The following is an 18,572-nucleotide window of genomic DNA, read 5'->3' on the forward strand; positions in this document are numbered from 1 at the left end:
ATTTTGCATCTTAACAAAATAAGAAAATGAAAAAAGCCCATCTAATCGTATTTTATTTATTCTTTTTCAATGTTTCATTTGCACAGACCCTGATAAAAGGGACCTTGAATGATGCCAATGAAAACACGTCCATAGAGTATGGAAGCATCGGCCTCTATAATCCTAAAGATTCAAGTCTTGTGACTGGCACTATCTCCGAACCAGACGGCACATTTGTTTTGGAGGAATTGAAAGCAGGTGAATATTATTTAAGTGCCCAATTTATGGGTTATAAAAATTTAATTATTAGCCCTGTGAATGTGGAGAAAGGTAAGGCTTTAAATTTAGGCACCTTGTTAATCTCCCCTGATGAGCAATTATTGGCCATGGTGGAAGTTTCAGGTTCTCGGTTTACAACCATGCACAAAATAGACCGCCAGGTTTTTGCATCCTCAGATTTTTTATCAGGAAAAGGAGGCAACGCTATAGATCTTATTAGGAATCTACCCTCAGTTTCAATTAATGCAGAAGGAGAACTTTCTGTTCGGGGTGCAACGGGTTTTGTGGTCATGGTCAATGGAAAACCTGTGCAATCTGACCCCTCGATAATTCTCAGTCAATTGCCGGCCAATGCCATAAAAAACATAGAACTGGTAACCGCCCCATCAGCTAAATACGATCCGGAAGGAAAGGCCGGTATAATTAATATAACTACTGAAAAAGGAGCAACTGATGGCACCTATATCCAAGTGAATACGAGACTTGGACTCCCTAGTATTCAAGACTATAACAACAAAGAAAAACCGCAAAGATACGGTGCAGATTTCACTATCAATCACAAAAAAGATGCTTGGGACCTGTCTTTTGGTGCGAGCTATTTAAGAAACGACATTAATGGGCGCAGGGAAGGAGAAGTTTACACTATAATTGATGGTGTTACAACTTATTTTCCTTCAGATGGTGAAAGAGGGTTTGATGAAGAGGCCTACTCAGGAAGGCTAACCTTAGGATTTACTCCTAACAACAAGAACAATTTCAGCCTTGGCTTTTATGGAGGTATAAGAAGTAAAGACCGTACTGCTGATATTCTTTATTATGACAACCATGCTGAAGTTGATGGTGAGCGACTGTACACCATGCAATATTTCAATGAGAATTTGAGGATCCGTAAAAGTGATTTTGCTTTGGGCAGTTTTGATTACACCCACACATTTGATAATGAGGCAACGATTTCTTCTTCCTTTCTCTATGAATATACCATGCTGGGAGGCCCAACCACAAATAGAAACCTTGGCTACTTCAACCCAGATGTTATCTACCAAGATGAGTACAATACCAATGATAACCCTTTGCATGGAATTCGTTGGAAAATCGATTATAAGGCAAAACCCAAGTCTTGGGGAATATTTGAAGGAGGGTATCAATTTAGAAGCCTAAACCATTTGGGGGACTTTGTCTACGAAAGAAAAAATACTGAAGGAGAATTTGAGTTGGTTCCGGAGTTCTCTTCAAATGTAGATTTAAAAAGACTGATCCATTCCGTATACGGTCAGGTCAATGGCCACAAAGGAAAGTGGAATTATTCTGCAGGATTAAGGTTTGAATACATGGACCGTTCACTACACCTGAAAGACAAAGGCAATACTGTTGACAGCACCTATACCTACGATTTTTTAAAACCATACCCTTCAGCTAATATTCAATACAGTGTAAATGAAGGGTTAGATTTTAAAGCTGCCTACAGCAGAAGAGTGGACCGTACCACAACGTTTAAAATGAATCCTTTTCCTGAAAGAGAGCATTCTGAAACTTTGGAACAAGGAGACCCTACATTATTGCCTGAATTTATCGACCTTATTGAAGCGGGTTTAGTTAAAAACTATGGGGAAAATAGTTTCTATGCCACGGCTTACTTTAGAAATGTCCAAAACCTAGTAAATAGAGTAAACACCATTTATAACGACACCATATTGAATCGCATTTATTCTAATGTGGGCACAGGAAGATCTCTTGGACTGGAAGCGGGACTTGAGATCAACCCAAACAGCAAATGGAAATTATTTGCAGGTGGTAACTTATACCAATATCAAATTACCGGAGAGTTTGATGATCGCCCGATTGATAATTCAGCATGGGTTTACTCCATCAATGCCAATACAAGTTATGCTTTCTCTTCCACCTTTAGCCTACAATGGTCCCTAAACTACTTGTCTAAAAGGATCACTGCCCAAGGAGAGGATTCAAGGTTTTTATCCCCGAATCTGGTAGCAAAAAAAACATTTATGGGAGACAGACTCACCGCCAGTTTACAATGGTTAAATATGGACATGGGGCTATTACCGACAAACGAACAAAGAATTACTACTTGGAGAAAAGATGCTTTCTACACAACTACCAACTATGTGTTGGAAGTTGATATGATTCTATTGAATCTTAGCTACACCATTAATCCTGGTAAAAACAAATCTCGATTTGTAAAAAGTGAATTTGGAGAAAAAGAATTTTAGCACCTTTTGGGCAGGTTTTAAAATGATTTACTCTTTTAGAATCTGCCCAAGTAATTTTAGTTCCTGTTCCAACTTTTCCGTCCAGGGCAGCCCATAATTTAACCTGAGACAATTGTGAAACTGACTTTGCAAGGTAAACATCCTACCCGGAGCAATGCTTATCCCTCTGGACAAGACCTTATCAAATAGTTTTCCAGTATCCCACTTTTTATCCAATTCTACCCATAGCACAAAACCACCTTGAGGCCTACTTATTTTAGTACCTTTGGGAAAATAGTCTGCAATTGCCCGAATAAAATGCAAGGAATTGCTATATAATCTGGCCCTTAATTGTCGGAGATGCTTTTCATAGTAATCATTTTCTAAAAACAAACCAATGGCTTCTTGGGTTATCGTTGTTCCTGATACGGAGTGAAATAGTTTAAGCTTTAAAATAGCCTTCATAAATCTCCCTGGAGCCATCCAACCAACCCTGTAGCCCGGAGCAAGGGTTTTGGAAACTGAGCCACACCACAAAACTATACCTTCTGTATCGAATGCTTTGCATGGCTTTGGACGAGATGGCCCAAAATACACATCTCCATACAAATCATCTTCAATGAGTGGAACATTATGCTTGGTCAAGAGCTTTACTACTTCCTTTTTATTTTTATCCGGCATACAACTACCTAAAGGATTATTAAAATTACTAACCAGCAAACAAATGTCTATTTTATCGACCAGTTCTTCTAAATCTTTGGGTAGAACCCCATATTCCGGATCTGTTGGAAGTTCAATTACTTTAAGCCCCATATTTTTGGCCAACTGTAGAATACCAAAGTAAACAGGACTTTCTACTCCTATTCGATCACCGGGCTTGGTTAAAGCCATAAATGCCAAAGAAATGGCGTGCATGGCACCGGAAGTTGTCACCAATTCATCCACCCCCAAGTTCCCTCCCCATGTAAATGACCATTTGGAAACATTTTTTCGTAATCTCATATTCCCTTGGATATCATCGTAAGCTGTTCCCCCTGCACCTAAGGTTTTGGTAGCCGTCTGGATACATTTATTCAATCGGGCTACTGGAAAAAAGGATTCATCAGGTACACTTAAAGACATCTGCGTGATGTCTTTGTTTACAAAATGCGAAAAAACTTTACCGATTAAGCCATCTTCTTTTCCCACCATTCCATTGATATTGGGGCTACTTGCCATGGGCATGGGCAAGATTTGGTCTTCTCTCTGGCAAACAAAAAACCCCACCTGTGGCCTGGAAACAATAAAGGATCTGCTCTCCAAAAGTAAATAGGCTTGAATTACTGTGTTTTTACTGACTCCATATTCCTTACTAACCGTTCGAATAGAAGGCATTTTATCACCCAATTTTAAAGTCTTTTTTGTAATCAGGTTTTCGAAATTCTCAGCCAATTCTTCGAATAAAGTCATTGAAGTAATATTGTAAACTGCACCCTTATTTAAACTGTACCCTTCAAAATTAAATAAATTGTATCTGTAACCAATCAAAGATTCTTATTTATTTTGCAATCACAATCAATTGATTTTGTAGAACAATCGGATAGCCTATTAAATTATAGGTAAAAAAATTACTAAGGGAAAATCAGGAACCAGCAGTCTTTATCAGTACCTAAACAAACAATTGGTATTCAATACATTAAAAAGTACTACTCTTTTCTTAAAAGAAAAAAGTTTCAATAAATTATAATTACCCATGATGAACGAAACGATAACTCAGAAGCCTGATTTTGATTTTGATAATTTCACCTTCGGATTACAAGCAACTGACCGAATGTTGGTAGCTCGCTATGAAAATGGAACATGGTCTGATTTTAAAATTGGACCGGTTCAAAACATTTCCTTATCACCTTTAGCCATGTGCTTACACTATGGCCAAACTGTCTTTGAAGGCTTAAAAGCTTTTAGAACAGTGGATGGCAAAATCAATATTTTCCGTTTGGAAAGCCACCATAAGCGAATGAACCGGTCGTTAGAAAGAATGGCAATGCCACCCTTGCCTGCCTCCTGCTTTATCGATGGAATACGTGAACTGCTTAGTAAAGAAAGTAAATGGGTTATTGACGACCCCGAATACGCCCTTTATATTCGGCCATTTGCCATAGCAACTGAAAGCAAATTAGGAGTGGATGCCTCCCGAGAGTATCTATTTATGGTCGTACTCTCCCCCTTGAAAGCCTATTATTCTCGACCTTTAAGGGTAAAAGTGGAAACAGATTATATCCGTTCATCAAGAGGTGGTGCAGGCTCAGCAAAAAATGGGGAAATTATGGCGCTTCCCTTTTACCACAACGAAAAGCCAAGGAAAATGGATTTGATCAAATAATATGGTTGGATGCCAAGGAGCGAAAGTTTATTGAAGAGTCCGGCACCATGAATATCATGTTTATTCTCAATGGAAAAACCCTGCTTACCCCTTCTTTGAGCGACAGTATATTGGATGGAATTACTCGTGACTCTATCCTTAATATTGCTCCGGAATTGGGGCTTGAAGTTGAAGAAAGGGCCATTGAAGTTGCAGAGATTCTTGAAAGAATTCGTTCAGGAGAAAAAGTAGAGGCCTTTGGGGTTGGAACTGCAGCTGTAATTTCGCCTATTAAAGAAATCTCATATAAAGATGAAATCTTTGAAACATATGTCAACGAAAATGCCGACATGTATCGTATAAAAAATAAACTTGCTGACATCCGTAGAGGTCTGAGTCCAGACAAATTCGGCTGGTCTGATCTGGTTTAGTTCACGGCAGTTATAATTTCTCAAAATAGGCCTAAATCCAATAGTTTTAGGCCTATTTTTTAAAGTATTTATTCATGATAAAGGCGGAGTAAAGCCATCAATAATTAGAAATCTTTACTTCGCATAGCTTTTTTTCTGAACGAACACGTTTGGCCTTCAATCGTTTTTCTTTAGCGGCTTTACTGGGGCGAGTGGCTTTTCTTTTCTTTTTCTTTTCAAATGCTTTTTCGAGAAATTCATAAAACTTTCTTTGTACAGTTTTTTTATTATCCAGTTGAGACCTAGAAGATTGGGCATCAAATTGAAGATTACCTTCCTTGTCCATTTTATTAAAATACTTGGCCATCAATAGTTCTTTTTCTTCATCAGATAAGAACTGAGAAATGGGTACATTAAAAAACAAAGTAACTCTTGAATTTACTTTGTTCACATTCTGTCCTCCCGGCCCACTACTTCTTGAGGCCTGAAAGTTAAACTCAGAATGAAAAATTTCATTTTTTATTTTATCTTTAATTGTCATGGAACAGAAGTGGGTTCAATACAAAAGTAAGAAAAATTAACCCTTTCGATACCAATAAGTAAAACCCAATATTGTACTGGTATCCGGTTAATATTTTATGATTTTAAGAGAATGAGGTGATTTTCTCACCTAAGCATTGAAGGCTAAGATTAAAGCTCTCTACTGGCAGGCTTGGTCAAAAAACCGAAATAAAAGCTGTTAACTTTATATTTTGGGGTTTATTTGAATAAAAAAAGAGGCAAAAAAATTACCTTCCATAATACCTGAAATTAAGGTTTAATTATGAAAGGCAATTTAACTTTTAATTATTTTCTATTCATTAACAGCAGCCTCCTCCGGGAGTACATGCCCCGGCAGATTCAGCTGAAACCATTTTCAAAGTAGGTTTTTTTCAGGAATACCACAACGATCTTTGGCCAAACAATCAGTTTGTTTACTTGTAAGTAAAAACCGATTATTACTAAATGCTAAACCAAATTTCTGGATGGTCTGGCCCTGATATTCTACTTCTATTTCTGAATCAGATAGTTTTAAAACTTTTTCTGACAATTCAATAATATGAAGCAACTTTTCTGGGTGTAAACGATGGTTGTAATCATCTGCAGACCAAAGTTGGAAATTTATCACTTCTTCTTTTCGTTCTGTACCCCCACAATCAATGAAATGTTTAATTACCTTTCCTACTTCTGTCACATGAAAATGCTCCGGAACCAGAGATCCATCAGGTAATTGAAATAATAATTCTTTCTGTTCTGTCAATAGGGGCTTAATTTCTGAAAGTTTCATATCCTTATTTTTTAAATAAAAACGATTGTACCACGATGTTTTACTAATAAAAAGGAGATTTTTAAATCACTCCTTGAATTGAATCATCGTTTCATTGCAATATTACGATTAATTAATTAAAAGTAAAAGACGTAGTTTAATTATTTATGTTTTAAAGGTAAAATCTCATGCAAAACCATTCTTCTCAACGCTTATTCAAAATTTAACAAGTCCTAATTAAATAGAATTCACTAAAAGGAATGTTTTTGGTGAAAATTTGTTTATAATTCGACCACTCTAATAGAAAATCTATGGCAAAAAATAAAAGTAATGTTAGTTTAAATAGTGTTTTTAAAACCATTATTTGGCCAAGGCGAAAATACATTTTCATTGGACTTGTTTTAATTATTATCAGTAGGCTTTCCGGATTAGTCTTACCATGGGCGAGTAAATATTTAGTGGATGATGTAATCCCGTCCAGCAATTTTGAATTACTGAAATGGCTAATTGTTGCAGTGGTAATAGCTGTAACAGTACAAGCTATAACCTCCTTTGGCTTGACCCAAATATTAAGTGTTGAAGCCCAAAACCTTATTGCAAAACTAAGAGTTGAAGTTCAAGCCCACATTATAAGATTGCCGATTCGATTTTTTGACAATGCCAAAACCGGCGAATTGGTATCCAGAGTAATGACAGATGTGGAAGGGGTACGTAATTTGGTAGGGACAGGGCTTGCTCAAATGGTAGGGGGACTATTAACATCGCTAATAAGTCTTGTGCTATTGATATACATCAGTCCAAAAATGACTTTATATGTATTGGTTCCAGTCATAATATTTGGTGTAATTTCATTAAAAGCATTTGGTAAAATCCGTCCCATATTCAGGGAGCGAGGTAAAATAAATGCTGATGTTACAGGCAGATTAACAGAAACCTTAGGAGGAATTAGGGTTATCAAAGGCTTTAATGCAGAAGATCAAGAAACCAAGATATTTGAATCAGGGGTAAAAAAACTGTTTTTAATGTGAAAAGCAGCTTAACCGCCACTAGTTTCGTTACAAGTGCCGCAACTTTTTTACTCGGTTTAGCCTCAGCAGGGATTATGGGAATTGGAGGGTACATGATCATGGAGGACCAATTGACTTTCGGAGATTTTCTAGCCTTTACCTTATTATTGGGTTTTATGATCGCACCAATTCTTCAAATGAGTAATATAGGCAGCCAGCTTACAGAAGCTTTTGCGGGATTGGACAGAACGCAAGAATTGATGAATATTCCTCTGGAGGCCGACCCTGCCAATCGGAATATATTGCTACCGGAAATAAAAGGTAGGGTATCCTTTGACAATGTTCATTTTGAATATGAACCTGGAGCAGAAATAATAAAAGGTGTAGATTTTGTTGCCGAACCTGGAAGTGTTACTGCTTTGGTAGGTAGTTCCGGTTCAGGAAAAACAACCATCTCAGGGCTGGTTGCATCATTTCTTATTCCTACCGAAGGCACGGTTAGCATAGACGGACAGGACTTGAGTAAAGTAGATTTGAATTCCTTTAGGAAACACCTGGGAGTAGTTCTTCAGGATGACTTTCTTTTTGAAGGTACAATTAGGGAAAACATCATGTTTCCTAGACCGAATGCCACTGAGGAGATGCTTCAGGAAGCAGTAAAGTCAGCATACGTGAATCAATTTACTGATCAATTTGAAGAGGGCCTAGAAACAGTAATAGGTGAAAGAGGGGTAAAACTTTCCGGGGGACAAAGACAAAGATTAGCCATAGCTAGGGCAATATTGGCTGATCCACGCATATTAATATTGGATGAAGCCACCAGTAACCTTGATGCAGAAAGTGAACATTTTATTCAATCAAGCTTAAAAAGTCTAATGGCCGGAAGAACTACATTTGTTATCGCACATAGGCTAAGCACCATACGACAGGCTGATCAAATATTGGTTATAGAGAAAGGTCAGATAGTAGAGCGAGGGAAACATGATGAGCTGATCCAATCCAAGGGGCGATACCATGATTTGTACACATTCCAAGCAAGAATTTAAGGCCAATTTAACACAAAGTTCCTAACAGGTCTTTTAATATTTGAGGCAATCAGTTCAGAATCAATCACTACGAAACTGAGTGAACCCATACGGATTTAACCAATTCTTTTTTGGCTGTTTATATAATATATTTTAAACAATATCAACTAGGAGTCATTGGCCATTAAGGTTTTTGCGGCAAGCCTTCCCGAAGTCATGGCTGCATTTATCGAACCATTCAATAAATGATCCCCTGCCAAATAAACATTGTCATACAATTTAACATGTTGTAGTGGGAGGGTGTTTTTAACTTCTGAAAGTATGGGCAATGCTTTGTCAATTGAAAAGGTTTTAACGTGCTCAAAATGATTGGCATTTATACCTGTTAAGGCTTCCAATTCCTTAGCAATCATATTTTCAAGAGAATCAATGCCCTCAACATCCTTGATGATAGAAACAGAAAGTAGTGCTCGACCATCACTAGAATAGCTCTTACTTACATCTGTCATAAAAACAAAGTTATTAATCAAGTATTGCTCATCAGGAACAAGTCCAATCATTGGCTTACCAATAAAGGATTGTTGCAAAGTAAAATACAGATTTGTCACTTTGTTGTATTTCAATATTTCTTTGCCAATGATTTCATTTGGAGCTGTTGCTATAATAATTTGGTCTGCGGTCAATTGGTTACCGGACTCCAAGTGTATGGTATTTTTTTCTATGGAACTTACCTTTGTTTGAAACCTTACCTGAGTATGCTCAAGTTGCGAGTAAAGTTGTTGGCTTAACTCTCCCATCCCTTTTTGGGGAATAGCAGCATAACCTTCTCCGAACATTTTAAACACAAACTCAAACATTGCCGAAGAGGTAGATAATTTATCTTCAAGAAAAATCCCACTAAAGAAAGGCTTGAAAAAATTGTGTACAATGCGTTTTGAAAAGCCATATCCCTCTAAATAGGCTAAAGTTGTTTGCTGGGGACTGTCAAAGATTTCTTCAATTGACTTTTCCTTAAGTTCTTTGGTGAGGGCATACATTTTATATTTGTCCCATACTGTACCCACTTTAGAAAAAGCCATAGAAAACAGCTTTAATGGGTTTCGGAGTGGATCATGCACAGCAAAAGAACCTTTCCCTCCTTCAAATATGATTGCCCCGGGTTTAAATTTCTTTAAATTTAGTTTATCTAGGTCGAGGTATCTGCTTAATTCAGGGTATGCCGTAAGTAACACCTGAAAACCTTGATCGAGTAAATACCCGTATGCTTCAACTGTTTTAACTCTTCCTCCTATACCATCTGAAGCCTCAAGAATAACCGGGAAATAACCGACTTTTTCTAATTCAATTGCAGCCACTAATCCGGATATTCCAGCGCCAATTATATAAACAGATTTTTCAGATGCAAACATAGGTATGAATTAATTTAACATTCAATTAATCAAGCCCATCTTTAATGTTTTTACGTTCACGAAACTTCCCTTTTTCAGCTGAGGGTTTGGCTTTTGCCTTGGTTTCCTGACTTTCACTTTCAGGGCTATTTGAATTTCTATTTTCTTTAGGTTTAGACTGTTTTCTAAAAGGCTTTTTCTTTTTGTAATTTGAAGAAGATTTTTATTTCCACCGGAAGTTTTCTTAGCATGCTTTTTATTTAAATCAGGACCTGAACCGATTTCTTCCGGATTAGGCAATACCTCAATTTCCATGCCGATAAGGTTCTCAATATTTCTATACTTGTACCTATCTTTTTCATTAACAAAGGTCACAGCCTTTCCTTTCTTCTCTGCCCTAGCTGTTCTTCCTACTCGGTGAACATAATCTTCCGGGTCATTTGGACTATCAAAATTGATTACTAATTCAATATCCTCCACATCTATACCTCTGGACAAGATGTCTGTAGCGACCAAGATTTTAAGCGATTTATTTTTAAAAGCTGACATAATTTTTTCCCGCTCATTTTGATCTAAATCAGCATGAAAAGCCTCAACCATAAAAGATTTTTTAAGGCTTTAAATAAGGATTTCACCTTATCTTTTGTAGAGCAAAATATGATGACAGCCTGATAGTCCTGAGATTTGAGAATATGGTTAGCCAGAGCTTCTTTTTGTCCGTCATAAACATGGTAAACGTATTGACTTACTCCTTTTGCAGTTTTACCAAGCGCAATAGATATTTGCTCAGGCTTGTTCAAAATTTGCTGCGAAAACTGTCTGATTTTCGGAGGCATAGTGGCAGAAAACAACAGGGTTTGTCTTTTTTGAGGTAGATGTTTGACGATGGTTAAAATATCATCTGAAAACCCCATATCTAGCATTCTATCTGCTTCATCCAAAATCAAATTTTCCAGACTATCAAATTTGACCTTCCCTCCTGCCAACAGAGCAATGAGTCTTCCGGGTGTAGCAACAACTATATCCGCTCCCATTTCCAAAGCTTTCCTTTGTTGTTCCCACACTTTTCCATCACCTCCACCATAAATAGGGATTGAACTTATTCCTAAAAAATAAGCTAAACCTTGAATTTGTTGATCAATCTGAATGGCCAATTCTCGAGTCGGGGCAATGATCAAAACTTTCACCCCTTTTCCGTGGCTATTACTTATTTTATTAAGTACCGGCAAAATAAAAGCAGCCGTCTTACCCGTGCCTGTTTGTGCGGTGGCAATGATATCTTTGCCTTCCAAAATAATTGGTATTGCCTGTTCTTGTATTGGGGTTGCTTTTTCAAAACCCATTGCATCCAAACCTTCTTGCAGTTCGGGAACAAAATTAAATTCACTAAAAGTCAATTTTCTCTAATTTAAGTGTACATATATGCCCAACCAATTAATACCAATTGTATCGGTAGTCTTATCAACAACAACCACTTTGGAATACCTAAATGCTTTTTTGATACATGTATAGATTGGCTGGAAATACTGCAATTAACAAAAGGATGATTCCATAGGCAGCTTCAGTACGACTTGTTTCAAAAACAAGCCAATCCCTAATCCCAGCTCAATACTCCCTACTAATATATTAATCAATTTGGGTACAGGAATAAAGGGCGGAATAATACTTGTAAACAAACGGTGTTTTACAAAATGCATCACACCCATTGTTAAATAAAAAATTGCCATTGCATAAAGAAATGCTTCATCCATAAAAATCAATTGCAATAATTTCTTTATCCTCTAAAATTAGAACATCAAAGTTGCATATCAAATATTTTGAGCCTTAATAGCTTAAATAATTTCCTTTTAAGGAAAAACATGATGGATAGACCCTCTGAATAAATAATTATCGAATAATTCCATAACTTTAAAAATAGAGCTAGCCACAATTAATAAACCTTAGGTTTTATATAGTTGCCTCACATAATGCCAAATGTTTCGGAGCAAGGCATGTCCATTATTTAGGTTGGATTCTCAAATGGCCTAATTCAAAGTATATTGTAGCGATGTCAATTAATTATTCTATAGGAGTTAGGGCTAAATTTCAGCTGCTTGAACATGCATCCAGTCATAATTTCTTCTTCTTCCGAGACTAACCCAACCTTCTTCTTCCCAGCATCTCCACCAATCATTGTATACCGGGTGGGCAAATGCCGCTTGATTTCTACCCCATTTCAATTGGTTTCTAGCCGGATCAAAATCCAATGCCACCCCCCAAGAGTGTGTAGACCATTGGGTCCCTCCTCGCATCAACCTATTATTGAAACAGCCCCCAAACCTATTCAGTGCCAACCTGTCAATTTCATTTTCCCCATAAATTTTAAGGACATTTTCCAGAACCAAATATAAACTTTCAGCCACTTTTTTATGACAAGTAATTTTCCTTGCTCTGTACCTCATGTCCCAGGCAATTTTCATTTCGTAAGGCACGGGCATGGTTACTAGGTTTTTAGCTCTAAGCCCATAAAACTCATGAAAAGCAGCGGAATTCTGCCTTGGCCATCGGTTCATGGGGTTAATATCTTCAGGCCTCCAAGGATCACTTGCCCTACCAAATTTTTGCAAGTAAACCAATTCTTCATAGGCAAATTGGGTTTGTGGGCCCCACATTCCATCAATTGCCCCTGAATTGAAGCCCTTCTCCCTTGCCCCTAACTGTATCATCATGGTTATCTTTCTAACTTGTGGGAGGTTTTGAGATATACCTGCTACTTTGTCCATGGCAGCTAGGGTTTTAGGTCCAAAATCACCGTCAATTGCTCCATTGTACAAGCCTTTTTCTGCCAAGAGCTGTTGAACTACTTTTATTTTTTGTTTCATTGTGGTTGTTGGTTACACTTCTAATAAACTTTGGGTAAAATGGCAATCAATGTATTTTACCCTCCTTCTGAATTTCGTATCGAATACATTGGATCAATAAATCTTCATTGATTTGATTTTGCTTGCCTGCCAATGTTTTCAATCCCAATTGTTGAATAATATTCACAATATTGGCCCCGGTCAATTGGTATTTACGTGCCAAATCTTCTAAGACTATTTTGTTTTCTAGCTGTATGTTTTTGGGTAAATACTGTCTCCATAATGCCAACCGCTCTGTTACACCCGGAGGCTCAAAGTCAATAATCGTTTGAAACCTCCTAATAAAAGCAGTATCTAAATTACTTTTATAATTGGATGCAAGAATTACCATTTCCGGATAGGCTTCAATTCGTTGTAGCAAATAAGCCACTTCTTGATTGGAATGCTTGTCTTTAGCATCTTTAAGGTTGGTTCTTTTCCCAAAAAGTGCATCAGCTTCATCAAAAAACAAAATCCATCCTTTACCAGATGCCTTTAGAAAAAGTCTGGAAAGATTTTTCTCTGTTTCTCCAATGTATTTTGAAACTACTAAAGATAAGTCAACCCTGTACACCTCTTTGCCGGTGTGTTTTCCCAATAAACCCGCTGCTAAGGTTTTACCAGTTCCCGGTGGACCAAAAAACATAACTCTATAGCCCGGTTTCACACTTTTTTCAAACCCCATTCTTCCATTAGCTGATCATTATAAGTCAGCCAATCTTCTAGAGCCCTAATTTGAGTGAGTGTTTTCTCAGACAAAACCAAATCATTCCATTCAAGGTCGGTTTGAATCCTCTCAGCCGGAAAATTTGGGCTTGGCTTTGGGGGTCTAATACTTTCCATTAAAATTTTATCCGCAAATTCCGGATCAGGATACAAAGGGGCTGCAAAAAAGGGTTCTTCTTCAGGTGCCTCCCCAAGAATAATATGCCCCTTTTTTAACAATGTAGAATCTCTAAATATAGAAAAATACTTCTTTCTGGAGACAGGATCAGTCCCCGCCAAAAGATACATGAGGGTTTCTCCAGTAGGAATGATTCCCCTATGGTATTTCGTTTTATATCCTCCAAACTCCGGAAGGGAAGTCCCATCAGGGAAATATTCCTGAACCATTTTACTTAAAAATCCCGGATTAATATAAGGCACCATCGCCAATGACAAAAGCAACAACTCCTGATTCTTAATATCAAGAGCTTTAATCATTTTTCCTAAATAATTATTTTGATCAAAGAATAAATCCAGATTCGGCTTTACCAGGGTTTCGGTTTTCCCTAGCTCATGGTCCATTCTGCTTTTTATCACCATTTCCAAAAAATTCAACAATTGTTTCATAAATCTTGAGAAGTATTTACTTTTTTCAATTTTGTTTTTGTTGAGCAGAATTCATTTGGGACTTGTAATACAAGGCTTTTTAAATCCGGAGCAATATTCAATGCCTTTTTGAGATAATTTGAGGCTGTTTCTACATCTCCTTTACTTAAATAAACTATACCTATATCTGTTAATATGGCAGGATTTTCCGGAGCTAGGCGTTCATTTTTTTCAATTGATCCAATCCATCCTCCACATTCCCCATACCAAGGTAAGTAATGGCCAAATAATGTCGAAAGCTAGTATTATCTGGTTCTTCCGCTAACGCGGATTTAAAATAATTTAGGGCCAATCCGAAATTTTTCAACTGCAATTCACATTGTCCCACTAAAAACCATAACTCCCCTTCCCCACCATCAAAATCCAAGGTATTTAACAATTGGATGGCTTTTTCCCAAGCCTTTATTTTCATATAAACCTTTACCAGCTGAACCTTATGTTTTTCACTTGGATTGGATTCTAAAATGCTTTGATATAGATGAACCGCTTGATCCAATTTACCTATATGTGTGGCCAATTTGGCCATACTAACCTTTGCATTTTCATGTTCAGGAAAACGCTCACTGGCTTCTAAGTACTTTTTCCAAGCCAGCTCATAATTGCCATCCATGGACAGGGCATTCCCTAGATTAACTAAAAAATGAGGTTTTACAGTTATTGCTATTGCTTTTTCAAAATAGTTTATGGCTTTGCTTATGGATTTTTGTTGCAGATAAAATAGCCCCATGTTATTTAATAAAGAGATATTGTCGGGGTCTATAGCGTAGGCTTTTAGGTAGCATTCCTCTGCTTTCACGAAGGACTGATTTAAAAAATGCCTGGCACCCTCATTGTTTAAAGCTACTGCCTTCTCTTTTTCCATAATACTCATTTAATCGAATAAATCATTTTTTATATCTCGGGCGAGTCCTTTTCCCATATTGGCGATATCCAAGTCAGGATAAATCACTTCAATGTCATCAAAAGACATGTCAAAAGCTTCCCCTTCTCGATAATTGACAGGAAAAACCAATCCAAATTGAATGTCAGGCCCCCATTCAAAACCAGCTAAATTATGACGCCAAGTTTCCGACACGGACAAGAGCCCTACCCCAAGACTTGCTCTTGCAAAAGCATTCACTTCAAAGATAAACTTAGGATTTACGGTTATCCTCCCGGTGGCATCTAAAGACAAGCCTGTTTGGGGTCCCCAATTTAAATCTACTTCTGCTGCCGCTTCTCCCTCTAAACCTAGCTCCCCTGTTAATTCTATCCCACCGGTAAGGCTAGCAATGGCTACGCTGACACCTAAGCCCAAGTCGCCTCTTAAAGTAAGTCCTGCATCTGCCGGGATGGCAAACTCCCCATGTCCGCTAATGGTAGTTTCGTCTTCCCTTTCAGGATTATAGGTAATTTCCGCTGATATCTCTCTGAGTTCTCCCGGACCAAAGCCCGCGGTAAAATCCAACCCCCCACCAATTTGAGCTACCAACCCTATACTCCTTGGGCCAATAGGTATAGCAAACAAAGGGATTTCGATGGTTGGCGCTCTAAACAAATTTCTATTGAACTCCTTTCTTGGAAATACTTCATAACTTTCAGAAGCAAGCCTTGCTGTTACCTCTATTTCCCCATTGGGTAACAGCTTTACACCTGCTGTAGCTGCGAGCCAGGGAGTAAGTTGAAGAGTTAACTCTCCTCCGCCATACACACGCATGGTTTCATCCGGATCGCCTGCGGGTTGGCCATCTTCACCAATGGCACGGTTGGTTGCCCCAACTTCTATGCTTCCACTAAGCATACCACGGCTATAAGCAGCTGAGCCTTCAATGGTCAAGGCTCCATTTTCATAAGTAACCGAAAGGGTGGTTGAAATTCCCGGGATATCCGGATTGGCAGTACCAGATACCATTATTTCATAATTCTCTGCACCTGCAGGCTTGGCAACCCTAGCAGCTATATTCCCTCCGGTGATGCCAGGTATATCACTGTTTAGGTTAAAATCACCACTGAAAGAAAAACCATCTTCCCCAAAGTTAAAGGCCATATTACCACGCTCTACCCCCGGAACATCCAATTGTGCTTCTCCTGTGGCTGAAAAATTATTCTCACTATAACTGGCAGTAATGGTGGCAGATTTTATCCCCCTTAATTTGCCCTCCGGAATTCCTATCTCTCCACCAATAGTCCAGATATTTTCCTTGTATTCCATATTGATCTCCGCCGGATCAAACAATTCAGAATCAAAATTAAAAGCCCCTTCCAATGCAAACCCTGAGGCTGTAGAAGCTGTAGCACTAATATGACCTTCGCCTACCTGATTGATAGCAAAATTTGTTTGACCGGTCAACCCTAAGCCATTTCTGGAACTTGCAAAAATTGTCAATGAACTATCACTGATCTCAAAAGGGGCAGGAACATTTATTTCCTCAATGGCAAAGGTTTTAGAAACGCGAATCTCTCCATTGGAAATAAAGAGTTCAATAGGGCTGCCCTCGAAAATAGGAATACTGGGCAATATTTGACCATAAGCCTCTATCCCTGTTGGCAATAAGTCCAACTCAAGGATTTCCACAGGACTTGCCTTCTTAATTCGTAACCCATACAAACCTGACTTAATCGATTGTTTAGTAAGGTATCCTGCATATTTAGAACCGGGATAGCGTTTGACTGGAAAAACTTTGTCTTCTGCCCACGGAGCCCACGTTTTGTCTGAAGAAGGTATGTTTACAGAAATACTTCCAAGATTTTCTGTATTCTCTACATTTTCACCCTCAGTAACAAATTGTTTGGCAGTAATTCTGAAAGGATTACCTAACCAGGTCTTTTCAGAACTGCCCAACCTGCTACCCTCTCCGGTCCAAACAAACTTTTTACTTATCCCACCGGATTGATTGGGGAAAATACGCACTTCTCCATCTTTACCTATGTCCGCTAAATTCCCAACTTCAATGGGCTCCAGATGATCTCCGCTTTCTATTTGGGTTTTGGTCCAAAATTCGTTTTCGGTGGCATTCCCATCTCCTCCAGCTAAGGCCTCTGCCCGGTTAAAAACCAAGGTATAATTATTTTTAAAGGTGGCATCACCACCGGGATATTGAGCGCCGTGTCTTTCTCTAAATACATTAAGTTTTTCCGTTATTTGACCCTTAATTACGGAGCCACTTGATGTGTTTTTACTGGCATCCAATAATTCCATGTTTTCAAGGGTATTTGGCCAAGTTGCTGTATTCCAGTTAGCCAATTGTAATTCTACTATATGATCTACATGAAAGTTTCTATAATTTTTATCTTTCCCCCATCCAGGAGTAGTCAACTCTTTAGAAATTACATCTGCACTTCCAATATATGTTGGTTTTACTCCTCTCCCATTTGTGTTAGCTTTAAACACATGTGTTGTATCGGCTGTAGGAGGGGTTTTGTGATGATTTTCATATAGTGTATTAAGCCTATTGGTAATGTTCTCTGTATTGATTTCTGTCTGCCACACCCCTTCTCTTTGATTGGTATTACCTCGTAAATAATTGTTTTTCCTCTTTAGGGGGCCTTACCACTAAACAAAGTTCCCCTATGTTCCTGAAGCTTAAACCCTGGAATTGGTATACTGTCGAAAGTTATGGTCTTTGCACTTTCATCCAAAATCCCTGTTTCTCCTTCCATTTCGGGAGCTGCTTCCTCATCGCCTTCCTTTTGAATCGTACTGTTCTGTATGGCCGGACTACTACCTTGTTGAATCGTATGGGTCAACTCATGAGCTAAAAGATGCTTCCCGGAGCGCTCATTGGGCTGGTATTGATTTTCATTGAAATAAATATCATTTCCATGCGTAAAGGCATGCGCACCAACTGCTTGACTCATTTGGACTGCTTTGCTATCTGTATGAACCCTTACATCCTTAAAATCAGCACCAAATGACCCCTCCATTCCTGAAAGTATCTCCTGATCCATTGATTCACCACCGTTATTCTGCTCCAGCTCTTTTTCAAACCCAGGAGGTGGAGCAGCCGATTCTTCTTGTTTCATTTGAACAACTTCCTCACTTTCGTCCTCTATCGCTTCCTTAGAAAGTTGTTCTTCTCCGTCTTCATTGGCCTGAACTTGATGATTAATAGAATTTTTTTGAACGAATGGTGTCACCTTTTCTGCAATTGGCTGTGTTTGAATATTCGTTTTTTCTTGAGACTGAATATTATCTTCTTGAGCCTTTTCTTGCACCACCTTGTCCGCCATGGCGTCAGCTTCTTGCTCATACTGATCACCGGGCTGTCCAACCGTTAATTTGGCCTGAAAAAATCGGTCAGGCTGACTTTGAGAGGTATGCCCTCTACTGGTTTTAGATTTGGAACTAAAGTGGCTCATACAACTGCTTACATCAATTCATTTTTTGACTACATTTCAAAA

General features: G+C 38.3%; 14 protein-coding genes and 2 pseudogenes. 4 read left to right on the plus strand and 12 right to left on the minus strand.

The annotated features are described in order from the left end of the window. Positions 1 to 26: 26 nt before the first annotated feature. A complete protein-coding gene (locus WG932_RS08050; protein WP_483087584.1) occupies positions 27 to 2,486 on the plus strand; it encodes a TonB-dependent receptor in 2,460 nt (819 codons plus the stop codon). A gap of 27 nt (positions 2,487 to 2,513) precedes the next feature. Here WG932_RS08050 and WG932_RS08055 read toward each other — a convergent pair whose 3' ends face one another. Beyond that, a complete protein-coding gene (locus tag WG932_RS08055) occupies positions 2,514 to 3,992 on the minus strand; it encodes an aminotransferase-like domain-containing protein (RefSeq protein ID WP_483087585.1) in 1,479 nt (492 codons plus the stop codon). Positions 3,993 to 4,197: 205 nt separating this feature from the next. On the opposite strand from WG932_RS08055, the gene WG932_RS08060 reads away from it, so the two are divergent. Further along, positions 4,198 to 4,827 (plus strand): aminotransferase class IV, encoded by a 630-nt coding sequence (locus WG932_RS08060; protein ID WP_483087586.1) that lies wholly within the window; start codon positions 4,198 to 4,200, stop codon positions 4,825 to 4,827. Further along, positions 4,731 to 5,237, plus strand: coding sequence for an aminotransferase class IV (locus tag WG932_RS08065; RefSeq protein ID WP_483088599.1), 507 nt, complete (start codon positions 4,731 to 4,733; stop codon positions 5,235 to 5,237). The genes WG932_RS08060 and WG932_RS08065 overlap by 97 nt, the downstream gene beginning before the upstream one ends. Before the next feature lie 97 nt (positions 5,238 to 5,334). Here WG932_RS08065 and arfB read toward each other — a convergent pair whose 3' ends face one another. Further along, the gene (gene arfB / locus WG932_RS08070; RefSeq protein ID WP_483087587.1) at positions 5,335 to 5,757 is read right to left on the minus strand and encodes an alternative ribosome rescue aminoacyl-tRNA hydrolase ArfB; all 423 of its coding nucleotides are present in this window, start codon (positions 5,755 to 5,757) and stop codon (positions 5,335 to 5,337) included. A 375-nt stretch (positions 5,758 to 6,132) separates the two neighbouring features. Beyond that, positions 6,133 to 6,543, minus strand: coding sequence for a DUF6428 family protein (locus WG932_RS08075; protein WP_483087588.1), 411 nt, complete (start codon positions 6,541 to 6,543; stop codon positions 6,133 to 6,135). Positions 6,544 to 6,833: 290 nt separating this feature from the next. Here WG932_RS08075 and WG932_RS08080 point away from each other — a divergent pair. Continuing rightward, positions 6,834 to 8,575 (plus strand): annotated as a pseudogene (locus WG932_RS08080) (ABC transporter ATP-binding protein). A 146-nt stretch (positions 8,576 to 8,721) separates the two neighbouring features. On the opposite strand, the gene WG932_RS08085 reads toward WG932_RS08080, so the two are convergent. The 9 genes and pseudogenes from WG932_RS08085 to WG932_RS08125 form a co-directional block, all read right to left on the minus strand. Then, a complete protein-coding gene (locus WG932_RS08085; RefSeq protein WP_483087589.1) occupies positions 8,722 to 9,963 on the minus strand; it encodes a protoporphyrinogen/coproporphyrinogen oxidase in 1,242 nt (413 codons plus the stop codon). Positions 9,964 to 9,988: 25 nt separating this feature from the next. Then, positions 9,989 to 11,339: pseudogene (locus WG932_RS08090) on the minus strand (DEAD/DEAH box helicase). 135 nt (positions 11,340 to 11,474) lie between these two features. Beyond that, on the minus strand, positions 11,475 to 11,693 hold the full coding sequence (locus tag WG932_RS08095) for a DoxX family protein (protein ID WP_483087590.1): 219 nt from the start codon (positions 11,691 to 11,693) through the stop codon (positions 11,475 to 11,477). 327 nt (positions 11,694 to 12,020) lie between these two features. After that, positions 12,021 to 12,803: a M15 family metallopeptidase gene (locus WG932_RS08100; RefSeq protein ID WP_483087591.1), complete on the minus strand. Its 783-nt coding sequence runs from the start codon at positions 12,801 to 12,803 to the stop codon at positions 12,021 to 12,023. 46 nt (positions 12,804 to 12,849) lie between these two features. After that, positions 12,850 to 13,506: an ATP-binding protein gene (locus tag WG932_RS08105; RefSeq protein WP_483087592.1), complete on the minus strand. Its 657-nt coding sequence runs from the start codon at positions 13,504 to 13,506 to the stop codon at positions 12,850 to 12,852. Continuing rightward, positions 13,485 to 14,153 carry a hypothetical protein gene (locus WG932_RS08110; RefSeq protein ID WP_483087593.1) on the minus strand — a complete coding sequence of 223 codons (669 nt, stop codon included), beginning with the start codon at positions 14,151 to 14,153 and terminating at the stop codon, positions 13,485 to 13,487. The genes WG932_RS08105 and WG932_RS08110 overlap by 22 nt, the downstream gene beginning before the upstream one ends. A gap of 193 nt (positions 14,154 to 14,346) precedes the next feature. Next, complete coding sequence (locus WG932_RS08115; RefSeq protein ID WP_483087594.1) at positions 14,347 to 15,054, minus strand: tetratricopeptide repeat protein; 708 nt, start codon at positions 15,052 to 15,054, stop codon at positions 14,347 to 14,349. A gap of 9 nt (positions 15,055 to 15,063) precedes the next feature. Beyond that, a complete protein-coding gene (locus WG932_RS08120) occupies positions 15,064 to 17,661 on the minus strand; it encodes a DUF4157 domain-containing protein (protein WP_483087595.1) in 2,598 nt (865 codons plus the stop codon). A gap of 47 nt (positions 17,662 to 17,708) precedes the next feature. After that, positions 17,709 to 18,530: an eCIS core domain-containing protein gene (locus WG932_RS08125; protein WP_483087596.1), complete on the minus strand. Its 822-nt coding sequence runs from the start codon at positions 18,528 to 18,530 to the stop codon at positions 17,709 to 17,711. Between the last annotated feature and the right edge of the window lie 42 nt (positions 18,531 to 18,572).

It is taken from the genome of Cyclobacterium sp. SOCE241 (assembly GCF_056867545.1).